This is a genomic window from Streptomyces sp. NPDC020807, assembly GCF_040641575.1.
In the GTDB taxonomy this organism is placed as follows: Bacteria; Actinomycetota; Actinomycetes; order Streptomycetales; family Streptomycetaceae; genus Streptomyces.
In genome coordinates, this window is record NZ_JBFADU010000008.1 from 64,757 (window position 1) to 83,769 (window position 19,013).

Sequence of the window (19,013 nt, forward strand, 5' to 3'; positions counted from 1 at the left end):
GGCTTCCCCTTTTGGCAGTCGGTTTCTTCTGCTTCTGCGGGTCTGCCGTCGGCCGGCGCCGGAAGGCACCGGCCGGCGACCGCGAACTCATATCAGGGTGCGGGCGCTCATCGCTTCCGTACGACCACGAAGTCGGCGAGCGCGGTGAGCTGCTCCCGCACGCGGTCGGGCATGTCCACCTCGTGCAGGGCGGCGATGGCGACGGCGTGCTGGCGGCGGGCCTCCTGGGAGGTCCACTCGCGGCCTCCGGCCTCCTCGATGAGGGCGGCGCGGAAGGCGAACTCCTCCTCGGAGAACGAGTCGAAGTCGTTGGACTTGGCGTCCTCGGCGAGGAGTTCGCCGAGCCGCTCCGATGCGGGGCCGCCGGCGGCGAGCGCGGCGACGACGGGGAGGGACTTCTTGCGCTGGCGCAGGTCGCTCCAGGTCTGCTTGCCGGTGGACTCCGGGTCGCCCCAGATGCCGAGCAGGTCGTCGACGGCCTGGAAGGCGAGGCCGAGGTGGTAGCCGTACTCCTCCAGCTTGTCGGCGGTCCGGTCGTCGGCGCCGCCGAGGACGGCGCCGATGGAGACGGCGCAGGCGAGGAGGGCGCCGGTCTTGTTGCCCTCCATCTCCAGGCACTCCTCGACGGTGACCCGCTCGCGGTGCTCGTAGCTGATGTCCTGGGCCTGGCCGTCGATGAGCTTGCGGGTGGCGGTGGTGAGGCGGCGGGTGGCCCGGCCGGCCTCGACGGTGCCGATCTCCAGGAGCAGCTCGTTGGCGAGCGCGAAGAGCGCGTCGCCGACGAGGATGGCCTGCGCGGGGCCGTGCACCTTCCACACGGTGTCGCGGTGCCGGCGCTGCTCGTCGCCGTCCATCAGGTCGTCGTGGAGCAGCGAGAAGTTGTGGACGAGTTCCACGGCGACGGCGCCGGGGACCCCGACCTCGGGCGCGGCGCCCGCGGCCTCGGCCGACAGCAGGGCGAGCGCCGGGCGGACGGCCTTGCCGCCGTCGCCGTCGGCGGGGTTGCCCTGGGCGTCGATCCACCCGAAGTGGTAGGCGGCCACGGTGTCCATGGGCGGCGCGAGGCGGTCGACGGCCGCCCGCAGTACGGGGGTGGACAGGGTCCGCCCCCGCTCCAGCAGTGCGGACACGTCCGCGGTGTCGACGGCCGGATTACCCGGCGGCACAGTCGGCACGGTCTCTCCTCTTGTTCCGGTACTCACAGTCATGCCGCCTCCTGCAGCGGATGGTCATGACGGCGGCCGAGGGTGGAGAGCGCGGCGCCCGCGGCGCTGAAGCCGCTGCGGACGGCGCTCTCCATGGTCGCGGGCCAGCCGGTGGCGGTCCAGGATCCGGCCAGGTAGAGGCCGGTTGCCCGGGTGCGGGCGCCGGGGCGGAGCCGCCCGACGCCGGGGGTGGGGGCGAACGTCGCTGTCCGCTCCCGGGTGACGAAGAAGTCGCGGATCCCGGCGCCCCTGGCGGCGGGCAGCAGCCGCTCCAGCTCCGGGAGGTACCGCTCGCGGAGGACGGCGACGGGCTCGTCGATGTCGTCCTGGGCGGCGGACTGGGACACCGCGAGGTACTGTCCGGGGCCCTTGAGGCCGGAGGACCCGGTGCGGTCGAAGACCCACTGCACCGGGGAGCCGAGAGCGGTGAAGAACGGCTGCCGCAGGACCTTGCGGTCGTAGACGACGTGCAGGTTGAGGATGGGCGCCGTGTCGATGTCGAGGAGCCGGTCGGGGTCGTCGAGGGCGCCCTCGGGCAGCAGCGCGTGCGTCTCGTGCTGGGGCACGGCGAGGACGACGGCGTCGGCGTCGAGGGTCTCGCCGGGCACCTCGACGGACCAGCGCCCGTCGTCCGTACGGGAGATCCGCTCGGCCTTGGTGCGCAGCGCGACCCGCACTCCGCCGGCTTCGAGGGCCTTGCCCGCGAGGGTGTCGTGGAGTTCGCCGAGGGGGACGTGGGCCCAGCCGATGTCGGCGGCGCCCGCCTCGGAGAGCAGGCCGGTCTTGAAGACCATCGCGGCGAGGCCCATCGAGGCGTTCGGCGCGGTGGCGTTGAGGGTCGCGACGCCGACGAGGTCCCACAGCGCCTCGACGGTCCGCGGGGACTGTCCGTGGCGGCCGAGCCAGGTGGCGAAGTCGATGCCGTCGAGGGCCGGGTCGGCGGGGTCGAGGCGGCCGAGCGCGAGGGCGGCGCGGCCGACGCTCGCGCGTTCGGCGAGGCTGAGGTGCGGGTAGGCGGCGAGGCTGCGGGCCAGGTGCAGCGGTACGGGGAGGGCGTCGCGGCGCAGCCGGCCGAGGCGCGGCCCCCTGGGGTGGGCGACGTCGAGGACGGGCACGTCCATGCGGTCCTGGACGGGGGCGAGGTGGGCGCCGTCGACGCGGTCGAGGAACCAGCGGTAGGCGGTGCAGCACCGCAGGTAGACGTGCTGGCCGTTGTCGACGTTCAGGTCGCCGCGACGGAAGGAGAAGGCGAGGCCGCCGAGCCGGGGCCGCCCTTCGAGCAGGGTGACCCGCACCCCGGCGTCGGAGAGCTGGAGCGCGGACGTGATCCCGGCGAGCCCGCCGCCGACGACGACGACGTGCGGCTGCCGGGTGTCCCCGTCGGTGCCGTTCGGGCCCATCAGGCACGCCTCCTGACGTCGCGTCGGGCGATGCTGCGGGTGTCGAGGCCGGAGAGGCCGCGCACCGCGACGTACGCCTTCTCGCGTCCCGGCAGGGAGACCCGGCCGCGGAGCACGGCCTCCGGGTCGCGCTCGATCCGGTCGAGGAGGCGCCGGTAGATGCCGGCCATGGCGGCGACGCAGGCGCCGCTGCGGCGGTCGAGCATCGGCAGGAGCCGGTAGCCCTCGGCGAACAGGGCGCGGGCGCGCCGGACTTCGAAGTGGACGAGCCCGGCGAAGTCGGATCCGGCGGGCATGGTCGCGCCGCCGAACCCGTCCTGGCAGCCGAACTTGTCGAGGTCCTGGGCGGGCAGGTAGGTGCGCCCGTTGCCCGCGTCCTCGCGGACGTCCCTCAGGATGTTGGTGAGTTGGAGCGCGAGGCCGAGGACGTCGGCGTACTCGGGGGCCCTGTCGGCGTCCCGGGCGCCGGGCTGGGTGCCGAAGACGCCGAGGGAGAGCCGGCCGATGGCGCCCGCGACGCAGCGGCAGTAGACCTTGAGGTCGTCCCAGGTCTCGTAGGTCGCCCCGCGCACGTCCATGAGGACGCCGTCGATGAGTTCGTCGAGGCCGCCCAGCGGGATCGGGAAGCGCCGGGCCGAGTCGGCGAGGGCGACGGCGACGGGGTCGGTGTCGTCGTCCTCGACCTCCCCCGCGCGGACCCGGTCGAGCAGGGCGCGGGTCGCTTCGAGCCGCTCCCACTTGACCTCGGGGTCGAGCGGGCCGTCGCCGATGTCGTCGACGCGCCGCGAGAACGCGTACAGGGCCGACATGGCCTGGCGCTTGTCGGCCGGCAGCAGCCTGATCCCGTACGCGAAGTTGCGGGCCTGCTGCCCGGTGACCGCCTCGCAGTAGCTGTAGGCGGCCTGGACCGGTGCGGACGGCTGGGACAGTCCCTCCACGGTCACGCTCACCCCTCTTTCCGCGCCCGGAGCAGGACCGCTCCGACCTGGCGCATCAGGCTCGGCTTGCCGGCCCTGGGAGGCCCGGCGAGCACGTCGTATCCGGCGTCGGTGACCGCGTCGAGCGCCGCGAGTCCCCCGGCGGTGAAGCCCGCGAGGAGGAGCCGGAGGCGGCCGTGGACGCTGCCGACGAGCGGCACGCCGGCGTGCAGCAGGTCGCGGGCGCGCTGGGCCTCGTAGGCGATCAGCGCGCGCACGGAGGCGCCGGCGGTGGGCCGGGCGAGGTCGTCCTCGGTGACGTGGAAGCGCTTCAGGTCCTCCGCGGGCAGGTAGATCCGGTCGCGGCCGAGGTCCTCGGCGACGTCCTGGAGGTGCTCGACGACCTGGAGCGCGGTGCAGATCTCGTCGGAGCGGCGGATCCGCTCGGGCGTCGCGGTGCCGGTGATGCCGAGGACCAGGCGGCCGACGGGGTTCGCGGAGAGCTCGCAGTACGCGAGGAGGTCGTCGTACGTCTCGTAGCGGCGGACCTGCTGGTCCTGGCGGTTGGCCGCGACCAGGCCGAGGAAGGGCTCGGGCGTGAGGCCGCACCGGCGGACGGTCGGCTGGAGCGCGCGGAGCAGGGGGTGGTGCGGTGTGCCGTCGAAGACGCGCCGGAGGTCGGTCTCGAAGGCGTCGAGGAAGGCGAGGCGGTCCTCCGCCTCCTTTGGGGAGAGGCCCAGGTGGCGGGCGTCGGCGCCGCCGGGGGCGAGGTCGCCGTCGCCGATGTCGTCGACGAGGCGGGCGAAGCCGTAGACGGCCATGAGGTCGTCGCGCCAGGCGCGGGGCAGGAAGAAGGGGGCCACGGGGAAGTTCTCGTCCGCGGCCTTGCCGAGTGTGGTGCGCGAGGAGGCGTCGGGGCGCACCTGCCGGGTACCCGTCACCGGGCGCTGTCCGACAAGGGGACGGCGACACCCTCGTGGAGCTGGAGATTCTGCGTCATGGCCGTCACGACTCCCGTTCTACACTGCCGATCCAATCCATCCTATTTCGGACACGCCGCCGACCCCTGCCCGCCGGGCCGTCTCCGGGCGACCCGATGGCCGCGGGGTATGGCCCTACTTGCCTCGAAACAGACCGGTCCAGCTTACGTTGTACGACGGCCGTCGATGTTCGGGGGTGGCGCCGAGCAGGGACTTCGCCCGGTTTCCCTGTCAACTCCCCTATCCGGCAGGGAAGTTGGGTGCGGCGGGGTCAGCGGCTCCGCGTGCCGGAGACGACCATGGCGAGAGTGGACTCGACGACGTCGTTCCTGCGCTGCGCGGGGAGGCGGCGGAGGGGGCCTTCGAGCAGGAGGAGTGACAGTCCGTGCACGGCGGACCACGCGGCGACGTCCGCCGCGACCTCCAGGGACTCCAGCGCCTCCAGCGCCTCCTTCAGCAGGGTGAACGCCCGGATCTCGGGCTCCGCCCACGCCCCGGCCTCCTCGGCGGGCCGGGGGGCGCAGAACGCGGCCCGGTACAGGCCGGGCTGCTCCACGGCGAAGCCGACGTACCCCCGGCAGAGGGCGACGAGCCTGCGCTCGGCCGCCAGGGCGGCGTCCTCGGGGCCGGGCTCACGGGCGACGGCCGACTCCATGGAGTCGGCGAGCAGGCGCTGGGCGTGGACCTTGACCGTACGGAGCAGCTCGCCGCGCCCGTCGAAGTGGCGGTAGGCGGCGGTGGGCGAGACGCCGACCCGGCGGGCGGCCTCCCGCAGGACGACCCGCTCGGGGCCGCCGTCGGTGGCCAGGTCGACGGCCGCGCAGATCAGCGCGTTGCGCAGATCGCCGTGGTGGTAGGTCTTTCCCCCCGAGATCGCTGCCATGGGCTCATCCTGCCCGATGTTGACCGCATGAACATTCCGGGCGGGGCCGCGACGCGCGGAAACCGGAGGAGCCCCTACCGGTGAACCGGCAGGGGCTCCTCGACGCGGGGATCAGCGCGCGGTCTCCCGCTCGTACGCCTTGATGACCTCGTCCGTCGGGCCGTCCATCAGGAGCTGGCCCTTCTCCAGCCAGAGCACCCGGTCGCAGGTGTCCCGGATGGACTTGTTGCTGTGGCTGACCAGGAAGACCGTGCCGGCCTCCTTGCGCAGCTCGCGGATGCGCTCCTCGGAGCGGATCTGGAACTTGCGGTCACCGGTCGCGAGCGCCTCGTCGATGAGGAGGACGTCGTGGTTCTTGGCGGCCGCGATGGCGAAGCGGAGCCGGGCGCCCATGCCGGAGGAGTACGTCCGCATGGGGAGGCTGATGAAGTCGCCCTTCTCGTTGATGCCGGAGAAGTCGACGATGCCGTCGTAGCGGGAGCGCACCTCCTCGCGGCTCATGCCCATGGCGAGACCGCCGAGGATCACGTTGCGCTCACCGGTGAGGTCGTTCATCAGGGCCGCGTTGACGCCGAGCAGCGAGGGCTGGCCGTCGGTGTAGACCTTGCCGCTCTCGGTGGGGAGCAGGCCGGCGATGGCGCGCAGCAGCGTGGACTTGCCGGAGCCGTTGCTGCCGATGAGGCCGATGGCCTCGCCCTTGTACGCGGTGAAGGTGACGCCGCGGACGGCGTGGACCTTGCGGACGCCCCGGGAGACCTCGGCCTTGCCGCGGCCGACGATCCGGCTGAGGGCCGCGGTCGCGCTGCCCTTGCCTCCGCCGCCCGTGTGGACGCGGTAGACGATGTGGACGTCGTCGCAGATGACGGTGGGGACCTTCGCGTCCCGGTTCGTGTCAGCCACGGCCGTACCTCTCCTCGGCCTTCCAGAAGTAGACGAAGCCGCCGATGCCGAAGACCAGGGCCCAGGCGAGCGCGGTCATCCACACGTGGTCGGGCAGGTTGCTCGCGCTGTAGCCGTCGATGAGGGCGAAGCGGATCAGGTCCATGTACACCGCCGCCGGGTTGTACATGAGGATGTCGGCGATCCAGGCCGGCTTGTCGGCCAGCATCGTCTGGATCGAGAACATGACGCCGGAGGCGTACATCCACGTCCGCATGATGAAGGGCATCAGCTGGGCGAGGTCGGGCGTCTTCGCGCCCATCCGGGCCATGATCATGGCCAGGCCCGTGTTGAACACGAACTGGAGGGCCAGCGCCGGGATCACCAGCAGCCACCGGAGGGAGGGGTAGCTGCCGAAGATGACGGCGACGGCCACGAGCACGACCATCGAGTACAGCAGCTGCTGGAGCTGCTGGAGCGAGAAGGAGATCGGGAGCGTGGCGCGCGGGAAGTGCAGGGCGCGCACGAGACCGAGGTTGCCCGAGATCGCCCGGACACCGGCCATGACCGAGCTCTGGGTGAAGGTGAACACGAAGATGCCCGTGACCAGGAAGGGGATGTAGACCTCCTTGGTCATCCCCTGCCCGGCGCCCAGGATCAGCCCGAAGATCAGGTAGTAGACCAGGGCGTTGAGCAGCGGGGTCGCCACCTGCCACACCTGGCCCAGCTTCGCCTGGCTGTACTGGGCGGCGAGCTTCGCCGAGGAGAAGGCCAGGATGAAGTGGCGGCGGCTCCACAGGTCGCGTACGTACGCGAAAATCCCGGGCCGGGCGCCGCTGACCGAGAGGCCGTACTTCGCGGCCAACTCGGCCGGGGCAAGGCCCTCGTCGGGGGAAGGGGGCGCGCTCGTCGCGACCGCCCCGCCCTGGTGTGTGTCACTCACAGTCGAAACCTTCGTGTTCAAAATGCGCGGCACGTCGGTACCACGATGTCAGACGACCGGGGGGCGACCCAGCCGGGTCAGCCGCCACACCGTACGCCACCTCATGGGACGCCGGGGTCCGCAGGGGGCGGCCCATCCCTCGCGGAAACCGCCGAGCCAGGCCTTGAGTGCGGAGGGCGAGGGCCGGCGGGCGAGGGTGAGGAGGAGCCAGACGCCGAGATACACCGGCACCAGGGGCGCGGGCAGATTGCGACGTGCGAGCCAGACGCGGTTGCGGGCCACGTTGAAGTGGTACGAGGCGTGGCGGGACGGTGCGGTGGTGGGGTGCAACAGCACCATGTCGGAACGGTAGTCGATCATCCAGTCGGCGTCGAGCGCGCGCCAGGCGAGATCGGTCTCCTCGTGCGCGTAGAAGAACTCGCCCGGGAGCAGGCCGACTTCGGCGAAGACCTTGGTTCGGACGGCGTTGGCGCCGCCGAGGAAGGTGGTGACCCGCGAGGAGCGCATCGGGTCCGAGGCGCGGAGCCGCGGAACGTGCCGACGCTGGGTCTCGCCGGTCTCCGGATCGGCGATACGGAAGCTGATGATGCCGAGCCGCGGGTCGGCCGTGAAGGCCTGGCGGACCAGTTCGGCGGTGTCCGTGTGCGCGAGGAGTCCGTCGTCGTCGAGGAAGAGCAGGACGTCGACGTCGGTGCCGCCGGGCCCGAAGGCCTCGATGCCGACGTTGCGGCCCTCCGGGATGCCGACGTTCTCCGGCAGGTCGACGGTCCGCACCCAGTCGGGCACCCCGGTGACCGGGGTGCCCTGGCCGACGACGACGACCTCGACCGGGTCGCCCTCCTGCTTGGCGACCGAGTCGATCAGCGCGCGCAGGTCGTCGGGGCGGGTGCCCATCGTGATGACGACGGCACCCACCTTGAGCGGCGCACTCACGGCCGGCCTCACTTCAGCCTGCTCGATACCAGGATCGAGACCAGGTGCAGCACGGTCTGGAGCAGGGCGATGCCGCAGAGGACGGCGACACCCAGCCGGGAGAAGAAGAGGTCTCCCCTGACCTGGTCCGCGATGGCGAGGAACAGGATCAGGAAGGACGCCTCGATCCCCAGGATCAGGCGGTGGAACTTGAGCGCGGCGGCGGCCCTGCGGGCCAGCGCCATGCCGGAGGAGCGCGGCTCGGAGGCCGACTCCTTGACCGGCGGCAGCCCGCCCTGGTGCCGGGCGACACCGACGAGGTCGGTCTCGGCCTTGATCAGGATCGCGCCGAGCGCGGCCAGCGTGCCGAGGAAGGCCCACAGCCAGTCGATCCGGCCCGTGCCCCACGGGTCGGCGGCGCGCAGGCCGAAGCCCACGAGCACCGCCGCGTCGCAGAGGTACGCGCCGACGCGGTCGAGCCAGACGCCCTGCAGCGAGAACTGCTTCTTCCAGCGGGCCACCTCGCCGTCGACGCAGTCGAGCAGCAGGTAGAGCTGGACCATCACGACGCCGAGGACGGCGCCGGTGATGCCCGGCACGAGGAGCGCCGGGGCGGCGAGCACGCCGCAGAGGGTCATCAGGTAGGTCAGCTGGTTGGGCGTGACCTTGGTGGTCACCAGCCGCCGGGTGATGCGGAGGGAGATCTCCCGCATGTACAGGCGGCCGCCCCAGTGCTCACCGCTCCGCCGGTCCTTCACACCCGGGGGGTGGACGACCGGACGGAGCTCAGCTACCGATGGCTTTTGCATAGTCGGCGTACGCGTCCCTGATCTCGTCGTCGGACAGGTCGAGGTGTTCCAGGATGGTGAACCGGCCGGGCCGGGTCTGCGGGGCGAAGGACACCGCCTGGACGAACTCGTCCACGGTGAAGCCCATCTCCTCCGGCGTGACCGGGAGGCCGTGCCGGCGGAGCGTCTCGACCATCTGGGCGGAGCCCTCGGGGGCGCCGCGCAGGTGCATGGCGAAGGCCGCGCCGAGACCGCACTGCTCGCCGTGGGACGCGGCCCGCGCCGGGAAGAGCAGGTCGAAGGCGTGGCTGATCTCGTGACAGGCGCCCGAGGAGGGGCGGCTGTCCCCGCTGATCGACATCGCGATGCCGGACATCACCAGGCCCTCGGAGAGGGTGACGAGGAAGTCGTCGTCGCCCACGCCGCCGGGGTGGCGCAGCACGGCCTCGCCGGCGCTGCGCGCCATCGCGGCCGCGAGGCCGTCGACGGGCTCCCCGTTCACCTGGTGGGAGAGCTCCCAGTCGGCGAGGGCGGAGATGTTGGAGATCGCGTCGCCGATGCCGGACCGCACGAAGCGGATCGGCGCGTCCCTGATCACGTCCAGGTCGATGACGAGGGCGATCGGGGTGGGCACACCGTACGAACCCCGGCCGTTGTCGTTGTCCAGGGTCGAGATCGGCGAGCAGATGCCGTCGTGCGAGAGGTTGGTGGCGATGGCCACCAGCGGCAGCCCGACCCGGGCCGCCGCGTACTTCGTCACGTCGATGATCTTGCCGCCGCCGAGGGCGACCACCGCGTCGTACCGCTTGCCGCGCATGGCGTCGGCGAGCTTCACGGCCTCGTCGATGGTGCCGCCGGCCACCGGGTACCAGTCGGCGCCCGGCAGCTCGGGCGCGAACTGGTCACGCAGCTTGAGACCCGACCCGCCGCTGATCGCGACGGCGATCTTGCCGTTGCTGGAGATCCGCTGGTCCGCGAGGAGCGCGGAGAGGTCCTCCAACGCGCCTCGGCGGATGTCGACGACGACCGGCGACGGGATCAGTCGGGTCAGTACTGGCACGCGATGTCACGGCCCTTCGCGAGGTCGTCGTGGTTGTCGATCTCGACCCACTTGACGTCGCCGATGGGCGCCACGTCGATCTTGAAGCCGCGGTTGACGAGCTCCTGGTAGCCGTCCTCGTAGTAGAGGTCGGGGTCGCGCTCGAAGGTGGTCTTGAGGGCGTCGGCGAGCTCCTCGGCGGCCTCGCCCTCGATGAGGGTGACACCGATGTACTCGCCGGTGGCGGTGGCCGGGTCCATCAGCTTGGTGATCCGCTGGACACCCTTCTCGGGGTCGACGATGACCTTCATCTCCTCGTCGGCGAGGGTCTTCACCGTGTCGAGGGCGAGGATGATCTTCTTGCCGTCGCCGCGGGCGGCGAGCAGGGTCTTCTCGACGGAGACCGGGTGCACGGTGTCGCCGTTGGCGAGGATCACGGTGTGCTTGATCGAGTCACGGCCGCACCAGAGGGAGTAGGCGTTGTTCCACTCCTCGGCCTTGTCGTTGTCGATGAGCGTGATCTTCAGCCCGTACTTGGCCTCCAGGGCCTCCTTGCGGGCGTAGACGGCCTCCTTGCGGTAGCCGACGATGATCGCGACGTCGGTGAGACCGATCTCGGCGAAGTTCTTGAGGGTGCCGTCGAGGATGGTGAGCTCGTTCTCGGTGCCCTCGCCGGACACGGGCACGAGGGCCTTCGGAAGCGTCTCGGTGTAGGGACGCAGACGCCGTCCGGCACCGGCTGCCAGTACGAGGCCGATCATGCTGTTTCTCCTTCGTCGTGAACGGCGGGTGCTCCGGAGGAGACCCAGAAACGGATGGACTCCACGAGCACCACGAGCGCGACGGCGACCGCGAGGGCGGTCAGTGCCAGGGTGAAGTCGTCACCGCGGTCCGCCAGGAAGGCGGCGAGGACGGTCACCAGGAGCGTGCGCCCCTCGTGTCCGCCGGTGACGCGCACCAGCCACGCGGGCGGCGCGCCGGTGCCACCGCGGATGCGGTACACCGTGTCGTAGTGATGGTAGGCGACGGCCGCGACCAGCCCGAATGCGGCGGGGAGCGCCTGGGGGGCGTCCGACTTCGCGGCGAGGACCAGAACCGTGCCGTACTCGGCCGCGCGGAAGAGCGGGGGGAGGAGCCAGTCGAGGGCGCCCTTGAGGGGCGCGGCGACCGCGAAGCCGGCGAAGGCCGCGTAGCCGACGGCGGCCGCGATGTTCGCGGGGCCCGGGCCGGTCAGGTACGCGTTGACCAGCATCAGCACCGCGGCGACGAGCGCGAGGATCGGCGCCGTGAAGCCGGAGGCCTTGCGGCGGCGGCCGAGGCGGGCGAAGAGCGTGGCCAGCGGGCCGGAGTCGGCCAGGTCCGCCAGGGCCTGGGCGGCGCGGTCGGTGCGCGTGGCCCGGCGGGTCAGCGAGCGCAGGACGCGGCCCGCCGTGGTGTAGCAGGCGCCGAAGGCGCAGCCGATGATCAGGGCCCAGAAGACGGTCCGGGGGGTGGTGACGGCGGTGAGGACCGCGATCATCGCCCAGCGCTCGCCGATCGGCAGGATGATCATCCGGCGGGCCCAGACGGTCCAGCCGACGCTGTCCAGCTTGCTGGAGAGGGCCGCGGTCGGGCTGGTGTTGGCGGTCGCGTCGTGGTTGGCCTCGTTGAACGAGAAGTCGACCACGTGCCGGCAGGTCATGAGGATCATCGCGCCGAGCGCGAGCGCCCAGACGTCGTCGCCGTCGCGGGCGGCGCCGAGCGCGAGGCCCGCGTAGAAGGCGTACTCCTTGGCCCGGTCGAAGGTCGCGTCGAGCCAGGCGCCCATCGTCGAGTACTTGAGCGCGTACCGGGCGAGCTGCCCGTCCGTGCAGTCCAGGACGAAGGAGACGAGGAGGAGCACGCCGGCGGCGACGTAGCCGCCGCGCTCACCGGTCGCCGCGCAGCCGGCCGCGATCAGCGCGGTGAGCAGCGAGGCGGTGGTGACCTGGTTGGGGGTCAGTCCGCGGCGGGCGCACCAGCGGGCGATGTACCGCGAGTACGGGCTGATGAAGAAGGTGGTGAAGAAGCCGTCATGGGCCTTGACCGCCGAGCGGAGGCGTACGGCCTCGTCGTCGACGGCGGCGACGGCGGCGCGGGCCTCGGCGCGGGCCGTGTCGTCGGCGGGCACGGTGGCGACGAGGGTGCCGAGCTGCGGCCGGTGCACGGCGACGCCGTCGGCGTCGAGGGCGTCGGCGAGCGTGCCGGGGAGGTCCTCGGCGAGCGTGCCGGTGCCGTTGCCCGTGCCGGTGCGGTCGGCGGCCGTGCCGGGCACCGAGGCCGCGGTGAGCGCGCGGGCGAGCGCGGGGCGGGCCGCGCTCTGCGCGGTCACCGCACCGGGCGCCGCGGCGGCCGGGAACCGGGGGTCGGTGAGGGCGAGGCGCAGCGCGTGGAGGTGGCCGACGAACCGGGGGTCGACGAGCGCGACGCGCTCCCCCGCCGGTACGGCGGCCAGCAGCGCGCCCGCTTCCTCGGCGCCGGAGGCGATCCGGACGTCGAAGCCGAGCGACCGCAGATCACCGTCGAGCGAGGATCCGGGTGCCGGCGGGCCGGTGAGGATGGCGGTCGACAGACGAACTCACTCCTTGGAGCTGAACAGAGGGGCCGACGGGCCCGTGACGGCCCGGGGCGCGGCGGTGCGCTCCGCACCGGGCGGCGGCACGTCGGCTGAGGCTATCGGATGAACAGAGCGTGAGTTCACCGAGGCTTCGCGGGCCGGACTCCCCCGGGACCGCCCACGGACGCGCGGATGCGCGGTCGCGCCGGAACCGGCCCCCGCGAGGAGCATCGCGACACCACCGCCCTCGGCTGCATCGTCGCAGGTCAGGGCAATGACAACGGTGTTCAGTACCGTGTTGCGCATACCCCCCTCCCGTAGTTCACTTGGCCCCTGGGGCAGACGGAACACTCGACCGGGAGGCCACGTCATGGGGGCTGGACACGACCACGGGCACAGCCACGGAGGGCCGCCCCCGACGGGCACCGCCGGGGCCGCGTACAAGAACCGGTTGCGGATCGCACTCGGCATCACGCTCTCCGTGATGGTGATCGAGATCATCGGCGGCGTCGTCGCCGACTCGCTCGCCCTGATCGCGGACGCGGCCCACATGGCGACCGACGCCGTCGGCCTCGCGATGGCGCTGCTCGCGATCCACTTCGCCAACCGCCCGCCCTCCGGCAACCGCACCTTCGGCTTCGCGCGGGCCGAGATCCTGGCCGCGCTCGCCAACTGTCTGCTGCTCCTCGTCGTCGGCGGCTACGTGCTGTACGAGGCGATCCAGCGGTTCGTCGAGCCGGCGGAGACCAAGGGCGGACTGGCCATCGCGTTCGCGGTCGTCGGCCTGGTCGCCAACATCGTCTCGCTGTCCCTGCTCATGCGGGGCCAGAAGGAGAGCCTCAACGTGCGGGGCGCCTATCTGGAGGTGCTCGCGGACGCCCTCGGCTCGGTGACGGTGATCGTCGCGTCCGGCATCATCCTCGCCACCGGCTGGCAGTACGCCGACCCGATCGCCTCGATCGTGATCGGCCTGATGATCGTGCCCCGCACGCTCAAGCTGCTGCGCGAGACCCTGGACGTCCTCCTGGAGGCGGCCCCGAAGGGCGTCGACATGGCGGAGGTGCGGGCCCACATACTGGCCCTGCCGGGCGTCGAGGACGTCCACGACCTGCACGCCTGGACGATCACCTCCGGGATGCCGGTGCTCTCCGCCCACGTGGTCGTGGACCAGGGCGCGCTCGACTCGGTCGGCCACGAGAAGATGCTGCACGACCTCCAGGGGTGCCTGGGCTCCCACTTCGACGTGCAGCACTGCACCTTCCAACTGGAGCCGGTGGGACACGCGCAGCACGAGGCGAAGCTGTGCCTCTGAGGCTCTGCCCCTGAGGCTCTGCCCCTGAAGCTCTGTCTCCGGGGCTCTGCCCCTGACGCTCCGCTTCCGGCCGGCGACTCCGCCGACGACGACCGGCCGGGCCGCGGCCTGTTAGGCTTTTCGTACGAACACGTGTGGAGAGGAGCTGAGGTTGATGACCGTCGCGATGGAGGCTGCCCAGTGCGGCAGCGCCCGGTCGTTCCTCAGCCTCCGGGTCTCCGGCTGACCTGATCCCGGTCTTCCCACCGGTACGTCACGTCGTCGGCCGGGACCCTCACACCAAAGGGTTTCCCACGTTGTCCGACAACGCCATGTACGACGCCTTCTTCGCCCTGCACCACGGTCTTCCGCGGCAGGGTCCGGGCTCCGACTCCACCACCCGTCGGCTCCTCGCGCTCGCGGGACCGCTCCCCGAGCGTCCCCGGGTGCTCGACCTGGGCTGCGGCCCGGGCCGCTCCGCGCTGTTCCTCGCCGCCGAGGCCGGCGCCGAGGTGACCGCCGTCGACACCCACGAGCCGTTCCTCGACGAGCTGCGCGCGAGCGCCGCCGCGCGGGGACTCGACGGCTCGGTCCGTCCCCTCAACGCCGACATGGGCGACCTGCCCTTCCCCGACGGCTCCTTCGACCTGGTCTGGGCCGAGAGCTCGGTCTTCGTCCTCGGCTTCGACAGGGCGCTCGCCGCGTGGCGCAGGCTGCTCGCTCCCGGCGGGACCCTCGTCCTCACCGAGTGCGTGTGGACCACCGGGGAGCCGGGCCCGGTGGCCCGCGCCTTCTGGGAGGAGCACTACCCGCTCCGCACCGTCACCGGGAACGCGGCGGCGGCCGTCGAGGCCGGCTACCACGTCCTCGGCGCCTTCACGCAGCCCGACGGCGACTGGGCCGAGTACTACGGTCCGCTCTCCGACCGCGCCGAAGCGGCGGACACCTCGGTCCCCGGCATGGCCGAGGCCGTGGCGGGCGCTCGCGCCGAGATCGCGCTCCGGCGCGAGCACGGCACCGACTACGGGTACGCGGGCTTCGTCCTGCGGCCCGCCGACCCGCGCTGGCACGTCCGGGCGGAGACCTCCGAGGACGCCCCGGCGGTCCGGCGGGTCACCGCGGACGCCTTCGCGTCGGACGCGGAGGCCGAACTGGTCGACGCGCTCCGACAGGACCCCGGGGCATGGCTGCCCGGGTTGTCGTACGTGGCCGAGGCCCCGGACGGCTCGGTCGCGGCGCACGCGCTGATCACCCGGTGCCTGGTGGACGGCGCCCCCGCGGCGGCGCTCGCGCCGGTCTCGGTGGCTCCCGCGTACCAGCGGACGGGCGCGGGGCAGGCGGTGGTCCGGGCGGTGCTCGACGCGGCCCGGCTGCGGGGCGAGGCGCTCGTCCTCGTCCTGGGCCATCCGGAGTACTACCCGAGGTTCGGGTTCGTACGGGCATCCGCATACGGAATCAAGCCAGGTTTCGAGGTCCCCGACGAGGCCATGATGGCGCTCGTCCTGGACGATTCCGCGCCCGTGCCGTCCGGGACGATCGCCTATCCGGCGGCTTTCGGGGTCTGACCGGCTCCTTCGGGGCCTTCGCGGGCCCCTGACCCGTCAGCCGCCCCCGTCCCACCGGCGCACGCCGGTGGGACGGGGGCGGCGCCGTCCGGCCGACGAAGTGCGGACAAGCCGCTTTTGTACGGCAGACTGGGGTGGCCCTACCGGGGCCGAGGACCGAAGCGAAGGATGGGTATGCCGACCACACCAGCCACCGCGGACCAGATCTCGCCGGAGATCCTGTCGAACGGTGTCCAGTCGTCCGGGGTTCCGGAGTCGATCATGCTCGAACTGGTCGACGAGGACGGGACGACCATCGGCACGGCGGAGAAGCTCGCCGCCCACCAGGCGCCGGGCCAGCTGCACCGCGCCTTCTCCGTCTTCCTCTTCGACGAGTCGGGCCGCCTGCTGCTCCAGCGCCGGGCGCTCGGCAAGTACCACTCTCCCGGCGTCTGGTCGAACACCTGCTGCGGCCACCCCTACCCGGGCGAGGCGCCGTTCGCCGCCGCCGCCCGGCGCACCTTCGAGGAGCTCGGCGTCTCGCCGACGCTGATGGCCGAGGCGGGCACCGTCCGCTACAACCACCCGGACCCGGCCTCGGGCCTGGTGGAGCAGGAGTTCAACCACCTCTTCGTCGGCCTCGTGCAGGCCGAACCGCGGCCGGACCCGGAGGAGATCGCGGACACCGCGTTCGTGACCGCCGCCGAGCTGGCCGAGCGGCACGCCGCCGCGCCGTTCTCCGCCTGGTTCATGACGGTGCTCGACGCGGCACGGCCCGCGATCCGCGAGCTGACCGGCGACTCGGGCGGCTGGTAGGAGCCGTCCGACCACGGGCGTCCGACCACGGGCGTCCGGCCACGGGCGTCCGGCCACGGGCGTCCGGCCACGGGCGTCCGGCCACGGGCGTCCGGTCAGGCTCCAGGACGCCCCGTCAGAGCGCGCCCCCTGGTCCCGGTGCCATCGGGACCAGGGGCAGGGCCGCCCAGATGATCTTGCCGCCGCTCGCCGTGTGCTCGACGTCGCACGCGCCGCCGGCCTCCTGGGCGATCTCCCTGACCAGGAGAAGGCCTCGGCCGCCGGTCTGGCCCCAGTCCGCCTCCAGGGCCTTGGGGCGGTACGGATGGTTGTCCTCGACGGACACCCGGACCCACTCGGGGCCGATGGCGACCTCCACCGCTATCTCCGGCGACAGCAGCGCCGCGTGCCGCACGGCGTTGGTGACCAGCTCGGAGACGATCAGCAGCAGGCCGTCCATGATGTCGTCGTGGACGGGTACGGCCTGGCGGACCAGCAGGTCGCGCACCGCGTGCCGGGCCTGCGGGACGGAGACGTCGACCGCGGGTGCGGTGAAGCGCCAGACTCCTTCGTAGGACGGTGACCGGGCGGGTACACCTCCGTGGGTCTCCACGGTACGGTTCCCACCCTCGTGCTCGATTCTCGCCACGGATCGAGTCTTGGCAATCCGCGCGGGCGGCCCGCCCTACTGACCAGAAGTCGACACTTATCGACCACCTTCTGATCGGTGGAGTATGCCGAAGTCAGTTGTTCGACTGATTCGGCTCATTTTTCTCCTGATGATCCGGGGTGACCGGCTCCGGCGTGACCATGCTGACGATCCTCCGGCCGCCGACCCCGATCGCGATGAGCCCGAGGCCGTCGAAGAGCAGGGTCAGGGAGAAGAAGACCCCGAGCACGTACAGGCTGCTGTGCGGCCAGTCGAAGAGGACGAGCAGACCGAGCAGCAGGCCGAAGGCGCCCTGGAACAGGGTCCAGCCGAACTGCGGTCCGCGCACCACCACGCTGCCGACGAGGCGGAAGAGCCCGCCGGTGAGGAAGAGCAGCGCGGCGAACATCGTCAGCGCCTCGGCCGAGCCCTCCGGGTGGCGGATCACGACGACGCCTGCCGCGATGTTCAGGGCGGCGACGACGGCGGCGAGCCAGAAGTAGCCGGTGCCCCGCGACTGGACGGCCTGGAGCAGCCCGACCACGCCGCCGATCAGCAGCAGCCAGCCGAAGAGCAGCATCGAGGTCAGGGTGGCGGCGGCGGTGTGGACAAGGCCGACGAGCCCGCCGATCACCAGCAGGGCTCCCAGGAAGGCGAGCCACCCGAAGTCGCGGCTGAGCTTCTTCCCCTGGCGCGCCATGTCCTGGACGGGATCGGGCGCTGCGCCGGACTCGCGGGCGTCCTTCGCCATCGGGTGCCTCCTCGGGGCCGCCCCCTTCCTGATCGTACGTTCGGGTACGGCGGATAGCATCCGGCCCATGGAGCCGCAGCTGAAGGACAGCGTCACGGACGGGGTCGCCACCGTCGTCATCGCCAACCCCGCCAAGCGCAACGCGATGAGCGCCGGGATGTGGCGCGCGCTGCCCGGGGTCCTGGAGCGGCTCGCCGCCGACCCGGCGGTGCGGGCGCTCGTCCTCACCGGCGAGGGGGACACCTTCTGTGCGGGAGCGGACATCTCGACGCTGCGGGAGCCCGGCGACGAGCAGCAGGCGCTCGCGGTTCGGGCCGAGGAGGCGCTCGCCGCCTTCCCGAAGCCGACCCTGGCGGCCGTCCGAGGCTTCTGCGTCGGCGGCGGCAGCCAGCTCGCCGCCGCGTGCGACCTGCGGTTCGCGGAGGAGGGGGCCCGGTTCGGGATCACCCCGTCGAAGCTCGGGATCGTCTACCCGTCCTCGTCCACCCGGCGGTTGACCGCCCTGGTCGGCCCGTCCACCGCCAAGTACCTGCTCTTCTCCGGTGAGTTGATGGACGCGGAACGGGCGCTGCGGACCGGTTTCGTGGACGAGCTGCATCCGGCGGGCGAACTGGACAAGCGGGTCGAGGAGTTCGGCCGCGTCCTCGTCTCGCGCTCGCTGCTCACCCAGGCGGCGGCGAAGGAGTTCGCCGACGGCCGCGTCGACCGGGACGCGTACTGGGCGGAGCAGGCGCGCGGCAGCGGCGACACCGCCGAGGGGGTCGCCGCCTTCCTGGAGCGCCGCGCGCCCCGTTTCACCTACGGGCTCTGAGGCTCACTTCGCCGCGAGCGCCTCGGTGGGCCGGCCGCGCCAGCGGGCGACGATCTCCGCCGGCGCCTTCTCCGGCGAGCCCGCGTCGTAGGGCGGCTGCGGGTCGTACTCGGTGAGCAGCTGGACCGTCTGGGCGGTCTCGTCCCCGGCGATCCGGCCGAGCAGATGCAGGGCCATGTCGATGCCGGAGGAGACTCCCGCGGCGGTGACGTACTTGCCGTCGAAGACGACCCGCTCGGCGGTGGGTTCGACGCCGAGCGCCCGCAGTTCGTCGAAGGCGAGCCAGTGGGTGGTGGCGCGGCGCTCCTTCAGGAGACCGGAGGCCGCGAGGAGCAGGGCGCCGCTGCACACGGAGGTGGTCCAGGTGCTGGTCGCGTCGGCGGTCCGCAGCCAGGCCTGGATCTCCGGGTCGTGCATGGCCGTACGGACGTCGGGGCCGCCGGGTACGAGGACGATGTCCGGGCGCGGGACCTCGGCGAGGGCGTGCTCGGCGACGAGCGTGAGGCTGCCCTGGTCGTTGCGGACCGGGCCCGCCTCCTTGGCGACGAACACGGTCTCGGCTCCGGGCAGCCGGGCGAGGAGCTCGTACGGTCCGACGGCGTCGAGCGAGGTGAAGCCGTCGAAGAGCAGGATGGCGATCTGCATGGTGGT

The 19,013-nt window shown here is 72.3% G+C and carries 19 protein-coding genes; 4 read left to right on the top strand and 15 right to left on the bottom strand.

From position 1 onward, the window contains the following. Nucleotides 1–107: 107 nt before the first annotated feature. The 12 genes from AB0G79_RS15150 to AB0G79_RS15205 form a co-directional block, all read right to left on the bottom strand. Nucleotides 108–1,208, bottom strand: a complete 1,101-nt coding sequence (locus tag AB0G79_RS15150; RefSeq protein ID WP_360806059.1) for a polyprenyl synthetase family protein — start codon at nt 1,206–1,208, stop codon at nt 108–110. After that, nucleotides 1,205–2,605, bottom strand: a complete 1,401-nt coding sequence (gene hpnE / locus AB0G79_RS15155; protein ID WP_360806062.1) for a hydroxysqualene dehydroxylase HpnE — start codon at nt 2,603–2,605, stop codon at nt 1,205–1,207. The genes AB0G79_RS15150 and hpnE overlap by 4 nt, the downstream gene beginning before the upstream one ends. Continuing rightward, a complete protein-coding gene (hpnD, locus tag AB0G79_RS15160; protein WP_360806616.1) occupies nt 2,605–3,543 on the bottom strand; it encodes a presqualene diphosphate synthase HpnD in 939 nt (312 codons plus the stop codon). The genes hpnE and hpnD overlap by 1 nt, the downstream gene beginning before the upstream one ends. 8 nt (nt 3,544–3,551) lie before the next feature. Further along, complete coding sequence (hpnC, locus tag AB0G79_RS15165; protein ID WP_360806065.1) at nt 3,552–4,463, bottom strand: squalene synthase HpnC; 912 nt, start codon at nt 4,461–4,463, stop codon at nt 3,552–3,554. 310 nt (nt 4,464–4,773) lie between these two features. Continuing rightward, nucleotides 4,774–5,385 carry a TetR/AcrR family transcriptional regulator gene (locus AB0G79_RS15170; protein WP_360806068.1) on the bottom strand — a complete coding sequence of 204 codons (612 nt, stop codon included), beginning with the start codon at nt 5,383–5,385 and terminating at the stop codon, nt 4,774–4,776. A 111-nt stretch (nt 5,386–5,496) separates the two neighbouring features. After that, nucleotides 5,497–6,285 (bottom strand): ABC transporter ATP-binding protein, encoded by a 789-nt coding sequence (locus tag AB0G79_RS15175; protein WP_360806071.1) that lies wholly within the window; start codon nt 6,283–6,285, stop codon nt 5,497–5,499. After that, complete coding sequence (locus AB0G79_RS15180) at nt 6,278–7,207, bottom strand: ABC transporter permease (protein WP_360806074.1); 930 nt, start codon at nt 7,205–7,207, stop codon at nt 6,278–6,280. The genes AB0G79_RS15175 and AB0G79_RS15180 overlap by 8 nt, the downstream gene beginning before the upstream one ends. Nucleotides 7,208–7,255: 48 nt before the next feature. Beyond that, nucleotides 7,256–8,101, bottom strand: coding sequence for a glycosyltransferase (locus tag AB0G79_RS15185; protein WP_360806619.1), 846 nt, complete (start codon nt 8,099–8,101; stop codon nt 7,256–7,258). A gap of 47 nt (nt 8,102–8,148) precedes the next feature. Further along, nucleotides 8,149–8,928, bottom strand: a complete 780-nt coding sequence (locus AB0G79_RS15190) for a CDP-alcohol phosphatidyltransferase family protein (protein WP_360806077.1) — start codon at nt 8,926–8,928, stop codon at nt 8,149–8,151. Continuing rightward, the gene (locus AB0G79_RS15195) at nt 8,906–9,967 is read right to left on the bottom strand and encodes an iron-containing alcohol dehydrogenase family protein (protein WP_360806080.1); all 1,062 of its coding nucleotides are present in this window, start codon (nt 9,965–9,967) and stop codon (nt 8,906–8,908) included. Before AB0G79_RS15195 ends, AB0G79_RS15190 begins: the two co-directional genes overlap by 23 nt. Then, on the bottom strand, nt 9,955–10,707 hold the full coding sequence (locus tag AB0G79_RS15200) for a phosphocholine cytidylyltransferase family protein (protein WP_360806083.1): 753 nt from the start codon (nt 10,705–10,707) through the stop codon (nt 9,955–9,957). Before AB0G79_RS15200 ends, AB0G79_RS15195 begins: the two co-directional genes overlap by 13 nt. Further along, on the bottom strand, nt 10,704–12,536 hold the full coding sequence (locus AB0G79_RS15205) for a DUF5941 domain-containing protein (protein WP_360806622.1): 1,833 nt from the start codon (nt 12,534–12,536) through the stop codon (nt 10,704–10,706). Before AB0G79_RS15205 ends, AB0G79_RS15200 begins: the two co-directional genes overlap by 4 nt. A gap of 355 nt (nt 12,537–12,891) precedes the next feature. Here AB0G79_RS15205 and AB0G79_RS15210 point away from each other — a divergent pair, with 355 nt between their 5' ends. The 3 genes from AB0G79_RS15210 (at nt 12,892) to idi (ending at nt 16,172) form a co-directional block, all read left to right on the top strand. Further along, nucleotides 12,892–13,833 carry a cation diffusion facilitator family transporter gene (locus AB0G79_RS15210; protein WP_360806086.1) on the top strand — a complete coding sequence of 314 codons (942 nt, stop codon included), beginning with the start codon at nt 12,892–12,894 and terminating at the stop codon, nt 13,831–13,833. A 296-nt stretch (nt 13,834–14,129) separates the two neighbouring features. Then, nucleotides 14,130–15,377 carry a bifunctional class I SAM-dependent methyltransferase/N-acetyltransferase gene (locus tag AB0G79_RS15215; protein ID WP_360806089.1) on the top strand — a complete coding sequence of 416 codons (1,248 nt, stop codon included), beginning with the start codon at nt 14,130–14,132 and terminating at the stop codon, nt 15,375–15,377. 174 nt (nt 15,378–15,551) lie between these two features. Further along, nucleotides 15,552–16,172: an isopentenyl-diphosphate Delta-isomerase gene (idi, locus tag AB0G79_RS15220; protein ID WP_360806092.1), complete on the top strand. Its 621-nt coding sequence runs from the start codon at nt 15,552–15,554 to the stop codon at nt 16,170–16,172. 115 nt (nt 16,173–16,287) lie between these two features. Here the strand turns inward: idi and AB0G79_RS15225 are convergent, their stop codons facing one another. Together AB0G79_RS15225 and AB0G79_RS15230 are read right to left on the bottom strand one after the other, a co-directional pair. Next, nucleotides 16,288–16,764 carry an ATP-binding protein gene (locus AB0G79_RS15225; protein WP_360806095.1) on the bottom strand — a complete coding sequence of 159 codons (477 nt, stop codon included), beginning with the start codon at nt 16,762–16,764 and terminating at the stop codon, nt 16,288–16,290. Nucleotides 16,765–16,894: 130 nt separating this feature from the next. After that, complete coding sequence (locus AB0G79_RS15230; RefSeq protein ID WP_360806098.1) at nt 16,895–17,551, bottom strand: HdeD family acid-resistance protein; 657 nt, start codon at nt 17,549–17,551, stop codon at nt 16,895–16,897. 67 nt (nt 17,552–17,618) lie between these two features. Between AB0G79_RS15230 and AB0G79_RS15235 the strand changes: the two genes are divergently transcribed. Further along, nucleotides 17,619–18,362, top strand: a complete 744-nt coding sequence (locus tag AB0G79_RS15235; RefSeq protein ID WP_360806101.1) for an enoyl-CoA hydratase/isomerase family protein — start codon at nt 17,619–17,621, stop codon at nt 18,360–18,362. A 3-nt stretch (nt 18,363–18,365) separates the two neighbouring features. Here the strand turns inward: AB0G79_RS15235 and AB0G79_RS15240 are convergent, their stop codons facing one another. After that, the gene (locus AB0G79_RS15240) at nt 18,366–19,007 is read right to left on the bottom strand and encodes a DJ-1/PfpI family protein (protein ID WP_360806104.1); all 642 of its coding nucleotides are present in this window, start codon (nt 19,005–19,007) and stop codon (nt 18,366–18,368) included. Nucleotides 19,008–19,013 lie beyond the last annotated feature (6 nt).

Coding starts and splice junctions, on each gene's coding strand:
- AB0G79_RS15190 (WP_360806077.1), bottom strand. CDS start 8,928: ATGCAAAAGCCATCGGTAGCTGAGCTCCGTCCGGTCGTCCACCCCCCG.
- AB0G79_RS15150 (WP_360806059.1), bottom strand. CDS start 1,208: ATGACTGTGAGTACCGGAACAAGAGGAGAGACCGTGCCGACTGTGCCG.
- AB0G79_RS15240 (WP_360806104.1), bottom strand. CDS start 19,007: ATGCAGATCGCCATCCTGCTCTTCGACGGCTTCACCTCGCTCGACGCC.
- hpnE (WP_360806062.1), bottom strand. CDS start 2,605: ATGGGCCCGAACGGCACCGACGGGGACACCCGGCAGCCGCACGTCGTC.
- AB0G79_RS15170 (WP_360806068.1), bottom strand. CDS start 5,385: ATGGCAGCGATCTCGGGGGGAAAGACCTACCACCACGGCGATCTGCGC.
- AB0G79_RS15200 (WP_360806083.1), bottom strand. CDS start 10,707: ATGATCGGCCTCGTACTGGCAGCCGGTGCCGGACGGCGTCTGCGTCCC.
- AB0G79_RS15185 (WP_360806619.1), bottom strand. CDS start 8,101: ATGGGCACCCGCCCCGACGACCTGCGCGCGCTGATCGACTCGGTCGCC.
- AB0G79_RS15235 (WP_360806101.1), top strand. CDS start 17,619: ATGGAGCCGCAGCTGAAGGACAGCGTCACGGACGGGGTCGCCACCGTC.
- idi (WP_360806092.1), top strand. CDS start 15,552: ATGCCGACCACACCAGCCACCGCGGACCAGATCTCGCCGGAGATCCTG.
- AB0G79_RS15230 (WP_360806098.1), bottom strand. CDS start 17,551: ATGGCGAAGGACGCCCGCGAGTCCGGCGCAGCGCCCGATCCCGTCCAG.
- AB0G79_RS15210 (WP_360806086.1), top strand. CDS start 12,892: ATGGGGGCTGGACACGACCACGGGCACAGCCACGGAGGGCCGCCCCCG.